The sequence below is a fragment of the Chamaesiphon polymorphus CCALA 037 genome (genome assembly GCF_003003845.1).
Taxonomy (GTDB): domain Bacteria; phylum Cyanobacteriota; class Cyanobacteriia; order Cyanobacteriales; family Chamaesiphonaceae; genus Chamaesiphon; species Chamaesiphon polymorphus.
In genome coordinates, this window is sequence record NZ_PVWO01000432.1 from 1 (window position 1) to 5,145 (window position 5,145).

5 protein-coding genes are annotated in these 5,145 nt (G+C 48.1%); 4 read left to right on the forward strand and 1 reads right to left on the reverse strand.

Going from position 1 to position 5,145, the window contains the following annotated elements; all coding sequences use genetic code 11:
* Positions 1-14: 14 nt before the first annotated feature.
* Positions 15-452, reverse strand: coding sequence for a BRO-N domain-containing protein (locus C7B77_RS23610; protein WP_106310693.1), 438 nt, complete (start codon positions 450-452; stop codon positions 15-17).
* Between the two features lie 756 nt (positions 453-1,208).
* Here C7B77_RS23610 and nadC point away from each other — a divergent pair.
* The 4 genes from nadC to C7B77_RS23635 all read left to right on the forward strand — a co-directional run.
* Complete coding sequence (gene nadC / locus C7B77_RS23615) at positions 1,209-2,066, forward strand: carboxylating nicotinate-nucleotide diphosphorylase (RefSeq protein ID WP_106310695.1); 858 nt, start codon at positions 1,209-1,211, stop codon at positions 2,064-2,066.
* Between the two features lie 268 nt (positions 2,067-2,334).
* Complete coding sequence (locus C7B77_RS23620) at positions 2,335-3,147, forward strand: SDR family oxidoreductase (RefSeq protein WP_106310696.1); 813 nt, start codon at positions 2,335-2,337, stop codon at positions 3,145-3,147.
* A gap of 157 nt (positions 3,148-3,304) precedes the next feature.
* A complete protein-coding gene (locus C7B77_RS23625) occupies positions 3,305-4,360 on the forward strand; it encodes a DUF3326 domain-containing protein (RefSeq protein WP_106310698.1) in 1,056 nt (351 codons plus the stop codon).
* A gap of 303 nt (positions 4,361-4,663) precedes the next feature.
* Positions 4,664-5,145: CPBP family intramembrane glutamic endopeptidase (locus C7B77_RS23635; RefSeq protein WP_106310702.1), on the forward strand; the 482-nt coding region annotated here is incomplete at its 3' end.

Genomic DNA, 5,145 nt, shown 5'->3' on the forward strand with positions numbered 1-5,145 from the left:
TTGCTACTTACTTTCTATTCGTAGCTTATGCTCTTGTGAGCTTTTTTACCCACCTCCCCACTTTTCAAACATCCTCTCAGTAGATCGATCGGTTCTAGAGTTGGCTGTGGCGGCTGCGCGATCGAGTAACTTCCAGTTTTGCGAATGCTTAGAAGTACTTCTCCAAACATCCACTTTCGGAACTGTTTTGCTAATGGTTTGCGGGACATCGATATCAAGCGGTATAGCCCCTGCTCTTTGACTGTCAACACCTGTCTCGCTTGCTCCACACCATTTTCAGACCTGACCTGCATAGTACACATGCCAGCTTCATCTTCATCAAAATCCCTCATTGAACTAGGTGCTTCCTTAATACCCAGAATCACACAAACATCAGCCGCAATCCACTCAGGATTCTCCCAAATTCCAACAAATCTTACTTCTTGACCTTCAAACAAATGTATAACAGACATGTTGACCTTCCTACAGGTTAGTCCCAGTGGAGCTTTCGGTGTTTCAGCACCAAACCCGCGATAAGGTTTTAATATACATCTATTATATCACAATCATTATTTTCAACCTGATTAGTTTGGCTGAGTTGTTATTAGTTTGAATGGCAACTAAATAGCCATTTGTATTATAAATGTAGAAAGTTTGAACTTTTCATACTACTACGCAACTCTTGCGAAATGAGTTTTTGCTACAAGACATACATAGCTCTCAGGGCGGGTTTGATTCAAAACTGTAAGTGATGGCTAAAAGTTTTCGTGACAGATGTAGTAAAAAGGCTGAATTAGCTATCCCGCATGGTTTCTAGTAGTCCCGCCTAGTCCCTTTAACTATTCACTCCTACTTACATTCTTAATGGATAGTCATATGAAGCGATCGCCGATAGTTCGGCCAAGCTGCGATCGATTGGTGTAGAGATTTTTCGATATCGTAATTTTATTATCTAACCATCTAAATATAGCTTTGAATTCTTTTTTTACCAGCTAGAGTCATTTATCGATCGCTCCAACATTGAAATAGATCGCGCTATATTTATTACATTTGCACTGCGTGTTACTAACTATTTCCCAAATTATTGAAGCTCTGACGATCGCATCGAGCTAACGATCGAGACTATTGGAAATCTGCCAATGATAAAATGACGATGTTCGCCTAAGCTAAATAGGCTAGGTCTAGCTTGCGAGCAAAGACCTCATCAAACCGATCTTCTTCAACCTTAAATGGCTCCAACTCTTCCTCCCTGGATCGTCCTCGATTCGCATCTACGTCAATGGCTCCAAGAAGATATCGGTCGCGGCGATCGCAGTACTCAAGGTTTACCCAATGTCGATCGGGTAACAACAGCTACCTGGATTGCCAAGGAAACGGGTGTAATTGCCGCGCTGCCCATTGCCAAACGAGTTTTTGAACTTTTAAACCCTCAAGCTAAATTCGAGCCGTTAATTGCCGAAGGAGCCGCTTGTACGCTGGGACAGCAGATCGCCGAAATTACTGCGGATCTGGCTACTTTGCTTATGGGCGAACGAACGGCTTTGAATCTGACGATGCGGCTGAGTGGCATCGCTACGGCTACAAATAAATATGTCGAATGTATCGCTGATTTACCGACTCAATTGGTCGATACTCGCAAAACTACTCCTGGTTTGCGCCTGCTGGAAAAATACGCGACTACTGTCGGCGGCGGCGTCAATCATCGCGTGGGATTGGATGATGCCGTGATGATCAAGGACAATCATATTGCAGCAGCGGGTGGAATTAGCGTGGCGATCGACAGCATCCGTCGAGCCATGCCATATCCACTGACGATCGAAGTCGAAACCGAATCGCTAGAGCAAGTCACCGAAGCGATCGAATGTCAGGCCGATATTATCATGCTCGATAATATGCCGCCCGATCTGATGCGACAAGCAGTGGCAATGATTCGTGCTGCGAACCCCCGCATTAAAATTGAAGCATCGGGGAATATTACCCTCACCACCATTCGACAAGTCGCTGAGACTGGCGTGGATTATATCTCCACTAGCGCACCGATTACTCGATCGCACTGGCTAGATTTGAGTATGCGAATCGTTAAATAAATTGATAATTGACAATTGATAATTGATAATTGGGTTGTGAGGGTAGATTTAAACCCCACCCTCACAACAATCCACCTGAAATGGGGAATTTAGCGGATGGGTGATTCTCCTCCTATCGGAGCATCTGACGCCATTATTGCGATTGAAATCGGACGATCTACGGTACAACTATTTCATCAATTAACGATAAGCAGGGTTTAAAGCCCCATCCTAAAAACCCAATTTTCAATTCTCAATTCTCAATTCTCAATTAATTTAATTATCTGCCATGACCAAAACAGTACTAATCACAGGTGCCTCGACTGGGATTGGACGAGCCACGGCACAACTATTTCAGCAACAAGGTTGGAACGTAGTCGCCACCATGCGATCGCCTGAAAAATCGCCCGAACTAGCCAATCTGCCAAATGTCCTGTGCTTGCCATTAGATGTCACTCAAGTAGAGACAATTTCTGCGGCAATCGATCGGGCGATCGCCCAATTTGGGACGATCGATGTTGTCATTAATAATGCTGGCTATGCCCTGATCGGTGCATTTGAAGCTTGTGAGATGGCCGATATTCGCGCTCAATTCGAGACGAATGTCTTTGGTTTAATGGAAGTCACGCGGGCGATCTTGCCGCATTTTCGGCTCCGTCAGCAGGGCATTTTGGTCAATGTTGCATCGGTTGGCGGACGGATGGCATTTCCGATCTATAGTCCTTACCATGGCACTAAATGGGCGGTAGAAGGCTTCTCCGAATCATTACAATACGAACTGCGGCAGTTTAATATTAAGGTCAAAATTATCGAACCTGGCCCCATTAAAACCGATTTTTACAGTCGATCGATCTCCGTTGCCAAAAAAGCTGGACTAACTGTCTACGATGAATACATCAATCGGACTTTACCGAAAATGGACGAAGCTGGTAGCAAGGGTTCGCCACCAGAAGTAACCGCCCAAGCCATCTATCGCGCCGCCACCGATGGCACATGGAAACTCCGCTATCCGGCTGGTGGTAATGCAGGCTTCATGCTGGGCTTACGCAAGCTCTTACCAGATGCGTGGTTTATAGGGATAATGCGACGCGGGATCGAGTAATAGTTCGCTGTTATGGGGTTGAAAACATCGCTACTCAATCTCTGGCAACTCAGCGTAGTACTCGAACACTTGACGACTCGATCGAGCGACTGGGGTTGAATCGAGCGGGAATTTACTCGATGATGGACACAGCCGCTATCTAAGATCCACACGAGTTATGTCCAGTCCTTATACAGTAGTGCTCATCGTCCCCACGGGTATCGGTGCGGCGATGGGTGGGTTTGCAGGGGATGCTTTGCCGATCGCCAGAGCGGTTGCTGCAAGTTGCGATCGCTTAATTACCCATCCAAATGTGATGAATGGGGCGCAATTATATTGGAGTATGCCCAATGCGCTCTACGTTGAGGGTTACGCACTCGATCGATTTGCTGCGGGTGCTTGGGGATTGCAAGCAGTACGGCGCAATAAAGTCGGGATCGTGTTCGATCGAGCGATTCCCGATGACTTGCGCGTGCGACATTTACAAGCCGCAGATGCGGCTAGAGCGACGCTAGGGCTAGATTTAGTCGATTATGTCGTTACCGACCAACCCTTGGGCGTAGAGCTGCGTACAGCCGCTTCTGGAGCCTCCTGGGGGACGATCGAGCAGCCGGATAGTCTTTTACGAGCGGTAGATAAGTCGATCTCTGTAGCTGGAGCTAATGCGATCGCCGTTATTGCCAGATTTCCCGACGATCCGGGGGCAACGATCCTTCACGATTACCGCCATGGTGTCGGCGTCGATCCCTTAGCTGGAGCCGAAGCAGTCATCAGTCACCTCGTCGTGCGTACCTTTAAAGTCCCTTGCGCTCACGCGCCAGCCTTGTCCCCACTCCCGATCGATCCAGAGATTTCACCACGTTCGGCGGCGGAGGAGCTGGGTTATACCTTCCTACCCTGTGTCTTGGTAGGATTGAGCCGCGCGCCACAATTTATCGCCACCCCGACAGCCTCAGGTGCGGGCATTTGGCAGGATGAAGTCGATGCGGTCATTATCCCCGAATCTGCCTGTGGTGGGAGTGGCTTACTGAATTTTGCCAGATCCTCACGCGCTAAAATTATTACAGTAGCCGAAAATCAGACGCGAATGGCCGTAACTCCCAAGGACGTCAGGATTCAATCGATTGGGGTAAAATCGTACTTAGAAGCGATCGGTGTCATTACCGTCGATCGAGCTGGCATGAGTCTCGATAGTTTTCGACCGCAAATCGATCGACTCCAGGAATGCCCGTAAGTTTAAGAATGTACGAGTTCTTCACTTCTTGCCCTCACCCCGCCTTCGCATCCCAAGCTGCTATTGCATACCGACAAGTTATTTGAGTTGCTGCGTAGTTTGTGTTACCCCACCCCAGCCCTCCCCTTATAAAGGGGAGGGAGCAGGAGCAAGCCACTCTCCCAAGCTGGAAGAGGGGAGCCGGAGGCGATGGCGGGGTGATGGCGAAGGATTTCGATCGCACCAGAAGTCCCCATAGAGCAAATTTGGTGGTATGAAAACTCATCCACCCATCCATCCATCCACCCATTCACCCATTCACCCATGAGTAACCCACCCAATCCAGACATCGAACCCTTGTCGCGGAATCAGATTTTAATTGCTATGGCAGTCACTTCTATCCTGTTATTTGGGGTGGCGAAACTGTGGTTGTATCTGAGCGAGTTACAGTTGCGTCCGATCTCTTTTAGCGCGATCGATTTGGGGTTTGGAATTGCGCTGGGATTGGGTTTGACAGGTTTGAGCGCGATCGTATATGCGCTGTGGGATGTTTATCGGGAGAGTGCAGATTTTTATTTGGCAATGGTATTAAAACCGCTGGCTATCCCCGATATGGTGTGGTTGGGAGTTTTACCAGGGTTGAGTGAAGAATTATTATTTAGGGGCGTCATGTTACCAGCACTCGGGCTAGATCCGATCGGGATCGTGCTATCATCGCTCTGCTTTGGAGTATTACACATGACCAATGCCCAACAACGGCCTTACGGAGTCTGGGCGACGGTAGTCGGAATGGTGCTAGCGTACAC

Excerpts from the sequence above, each read along its gene's own strand:
- C7B77_RS23610 (WP_106310693.1), bottom strand. The coding sequence starts at position 452 with ATGTCTGTTATACATTTGTTTGAAGGTCAAGAAGTAAGATTTGTTGGA.
- nadC (WP_106310695.1), top strand. The coding sequence starts at position 1,209 with ATGGCTCCAACTCTTCCTCCCTGGATCGTCCTCGATTCGCATCTACGT.
- C7B77_RS23620 (WP_106310696.1), top strand. The coding sequence starts at position 2,335 with ATGACCAAAACAGTACTAATCACAGGTGCCTCGACTGGGATTGGACGA.
- C7B77_RS23625 (WP_106310698.1), top strand. The coding sequence starts at position 3,305 with ATGTCCAGTCCTTATACAGTAGTGCTCATCGTCCCCACGGGTATCGGT.